This window comes from Arthrobacter sp. 2YAF22_2, assembly GCF_052114645.1.
Classification (GTDB): Bacteria; Actinomycetota; Actinomycetes; order Actinomycetales; family Micrococcaceae; genus Arthrobacter.
In genome coordinates, this window is record NZ_JBFRFD010000406.1 from 1 (window position 1) to 3486 (window position 3486).

5 protein-coding genes and 1 pseudogene are annotated in these 3486 nt (G+C 67.5%); 4 read left to right on the top strand and 2 right to left on the bottom strand.

The features are described from left to right. Positions 1–174 precede the first annotated feature (174 nt). From rbfA to AB4Y86_RS14900, 3 genes are all read left to right on the top strand, one after another. Entirely contained in the window at positions 175–684 is a 510-nt protein-coding gene (gene rbfA / locus AB4Y86_RS14890) for a 30S ribosome-binding factor RbfA (protein ID WP_441402974.1), read from the top strand. 146 nt (positions 685–830) lie between these two features. Then, a complete protein-coding gene (gene trxA / locus AB4Y86_RS14895) occupies positions 831–1277 on the top strand; it encodes a thioredoxin (RefSeq protein ID WP_441402975.1) in 447 nt (148 codons plus the stop codon). After that, positions 1277–1624, top strand: a complete 348-nt coding sequence (locus AB4Y86_RS14900) for a CU044_2847 family protein (protein ID WP_441402976.1) — start codon at positions 1277–1279, stop codon at positions 1622–1624. Before trxA ends, AB4Y86_RS14900 begins: the two co-directional genes overlap by 1 nt. 24 nt (positions 1625–1648) lie before the next feature. On the opposite strand, the gene AB4Y86_RS14905 is transcribed toward AB4Y86_RS14900, so the two are convergent. Continuing rightward, entirely contained in the window at positions 1649–1846 is a 198-nt protein-coding gene (locus AB4Y86_RS14905; RefSeq protein WP_441402977.1) for a hypothetical protein, read from the bottom strand. A 65-nt stretch (positions 1847–1911) separates the two neighbouring features. Then, positions 1912–3105: a pyridoxal phosphate-dependent aminotransferase gene (locus tag AB4Y86_RS14910; RefSeq protein WP_441402978.1), complete on the bottom strand. Its 1194-nt coding sequence runs from the start codon at positions 3103–3105 to the stop codon at positions 1912–1914. A gap of 75 nt (positions 3106–3180) precedes the next feature. Between AB4Y86_RS14910 and truB the strand changes: the two are divergent. Further along, a pseudogene (gene truB, locus AB4Y86_RS14915) lies at positions 3181–3486 on the top strand (tRNA pseudouridine(55) synthase TruB); the annotation flags it as partial.

Consider the following 3486-nt stretch of genomic DNA (forward strand, 5'->3'; position numbering starts at 1 on the left):
GGATCTGCGATCCCATGCCGCCCAGCTTCGGCAGGCCCGATGCCACTCCCGGGCCGCCGGAAAAAATCCAACGCGGGTCCGTCGTAGACTCTCCTTAGGCGCGTGGCACCAAACTCACCAATGTGCGGCTTGCGTTTCGGCGCCGTCGTACATCCAAATTTTTTAGGAGTGGAAATGGCTGATCCCGCACGGGCTGCCAAGTTGGCGCAGCGGATTAAGGTTGTGGTTGCTGAGGCTTTGGGCCGGAGGGTTAAAGACCCCCGGCTGGAAGGTGTGACTGTTACCGATGCGCGGGTGACCAATGATCTGCAGCACGCCACGATCTACTACACGGTGTTCGGCGACGAGGTGGCCCAGGCGGATGCCGCCAAGGGGCTGGAGAAAGCCAAGGGTGTGCTGCGCCAGGAAGTCGGCCGGAACATCACCGTCCGGCTGACGCCGACGCTTGAATTCGTCGCCGACCAGATTCCCGTGGTGGCCTCGAACCTGGAGCAGCTGCTGCGCGAAGCCAAGAAGCGCGACGCCGAGGTGGCAGCCCTTGCCGCCAGCGCCAAGCACGCCGGCGACGCCGACCCGTACAAGAGCGACGTTCCCGACGACGTCGAGCTCGACGAAGACGACTTTGACGAAGAAGAAACCGACCTCATCGACCACGAGGCGATCGATGAGGACCGCAACAAGTAAGCGTCTTCAACAGCAGGGGCCGGAACCGGAAAAGGATCCGGCCCCTGCTGTTTGCGTATCCGGGGACCTTCGACCCTTGGCCCGGTCGCAGCGGGGGAGTCCCATGGAGTCATGACTGCGGGCGAGCGTAACGTTGGTGACCGGCAGTGAGTACCGTCCTGGTCAAATGCCCGCAGTGCGGCACGACCAATCGCATACCCGCGGACGCGCCCGGCCACCCGCGCTGTGGCAAGTGCCGCCGCGACCTGCCGTGGATCGTCGAGGCCGGCGACGCCGACTTCGCAGCGGTCGCTGAGCAATCGCCGGTCCCGGCCCTGATCGACTTCTGGGCCGCCTGGTGTGGTCCGTGCCGCATGGTCAGTCCGGTGTTGGACAAACTGGCGCAGGAACGGGCCGGCCGGGTCAAGCTGGTCAAGGTCGACGTCGACACGTCACCGGCAGTGTCCCGGCGCTTCGACGTCCAGGCCATCCCCACGATGCTGGTGATTACGGACGGCAGGGTGGTGGCGCGGCAGACCGGAGCCCCGCCGGCGGCCGCCCTGCGCGGTTGGCTGGACGATGCACTGGCAGCCAAGCCCGAAGGGAGCAAGTGATGACCGAAATCCTGCGCTATGAGGTCGGATCGGGAACGGTGCTGGTGGAAGTCGACGAGGGAAGCTTCGGCGTCGAACGGCCTGCCCGCAACGAACTGGGCATCCTCGATGCCGGCCGCCGGCTTGAAGACGCCCTTACCGCGGTGCGGCCGGCCGCGAAGGCCGCCGCCGACGTGATGCGGGAACTCGCCCCTGAGCATCTGGAGGTTCAGTTCGGCGTGAAGCTGGCCGGCGAAGCCGGGGCCATCATCGCCCGGAACTGCGCCGAGGGCCACTTCATCGTCAAGACGTCGTTCACCGCGCCGCCGGCCCCCGCCATGCTGCCGGAAGACGAGATCCGGCTCTAAGCCGGGCTGCGCCGAGGCGGCCGGTCAGCCCCGCCGTCGGCCTCTCAGGCCACCGAGTAACGGGGAACCCATGCCCAGCAGGAAGCCGAAATCATACCAGTTGCCGGCCCGCCCGGTGTTGTAGAACGGGAACTCGTGCCAGGCCCCGAAGACATGGGCGATCAGCACGATCCAGGCCGTGATCCCGTTCCAGATGCCCCACAACAAGTCCTGCCACCACATCAGCTCCTCCTCCAACGCCGTCCGCACCCCGGCCGTGAATCCGCCCGCACCCGTGTGTGGTCAGGCTACTGCCTGGCGCGTTCCTGCGGTAGGGACGCGAGGGCCGCCCGGCGGCCGGGAAGCCGGCCCAGGCCTTCGACGAGATCCGGCTGGGCGCCGCACAAGGCGATCCGGATCCAGCCTTCGCCGATGGAGCCGAACGCGGTGCCCGGGGCGAAGGCCACGCCCGCATGGGCGAGGAAGCGCCGGACCCAGGCACGGACGTCGCCGCCGCTGACGTGCGAGACATCCGCCCAGAGATAGAAGGCCCCCTGCGCGCTGAGGAACGGGATGCCCTTGGCTTCCAGCACGGCCGAGGCCGCATCCCGGTTGGCACGGTAATGCGCGTGCGCGTGGCTGACATAGTCCTGCGGTCCGGTCAGGGCAGCCAAGGCCGCGTACTGCGAGGGCGAGGCGACGCAGGAAACGATCGCCTCCATCACGTTGTTCATCTGCTGCTCGAGTCCGGGCGGGCAGATCAGCGCCCCGATCCGGAGCCCGGTGAGCCCGTAGGTCTTGGACAGGGTCAGCGAGGTGAACACCCGCGCCTCGCCGGGGACGTCGCTGTCGAACCGGGCCGGGCTGACGTGCGGGACGTCGTAGGTAAATGCCTCGTAGCATTCGTCCGAGATGATCCAGAGGTCGTGGCGTACGGCCAGGTCCACGAGGCTGCGGGTGAGCTCTTCGCCGAGCACCGCGCCGAGCGGGTTGGACGGCGAGTTGAGGACCAGCACCTTGGTGCGCGGCGTGATGAGCGCTTCGATGTCTGCGAGCCGGGGCTGGAAGTCGTGGTCGGGGTAGAGCGGATACCGTACGGGGACGGCGTGCAGCAGGCTGGACGTCATCGCAAACGTCGGGTAGCCCGGGTTGGGAATCAGGACTTCGTCGCCGGGGGCGAGCAGCAGGGTCATTGCGAAGTGCAGTCCCTGCTGCGCGCCGTCGACCACGTACACCCGGTCCGCGCCGACCGGCGTCGCATTGTGCTCACGGAACCTGGCCGCGAAGGCCTCCCGCAGGGCCGGAATCCCGGCATTGGGGGTGTAGTTGGTCTCGTCCCGGTCCAGGCAAGCCATGCCGGCTTCGAGGATATGGCGGGGGAGGGCGAAGCCCGGCTCGCCAATGCTTAGCACGATCGCGCCGGGGGTATGCCAGGCGGCTTCGGTGATCTCGCGGATCTGGTTGACGGCGACGTCGCGGACATGGGCGGCTAGCTCTGGCATGTTTGCCATCCTAGCGTCCGGCGCCCGGCGGACAGCCGCGCCAGGGGCAGTCCCGGCGCGGATATACTGGGAGGCGTGCTTTCTGGACTGGTGATAGTGGACAAGCCGCAAGGCTGGACCAGCCACGATGTGGTTGGACGGATGCGGCGGATCGCCGGTACCCGAAAGGTGGGCCACGCCGGAACCCTCGACCCCATGGCGACGGGCGTGCTGGTGCTCGGCATCAATAAGGCAACCCGCCTGCTCACCTACATCGTGGGGACCTCCAAGACTTACACCGCCACCATCCGCCTCGGCGAGTCGACAGTCACGGACGACGCCGAAGGCGAGGTCACCGCCACGCACAGCGCCGCCGGGGTCACCGAGGAAAGCGTCCGTGCC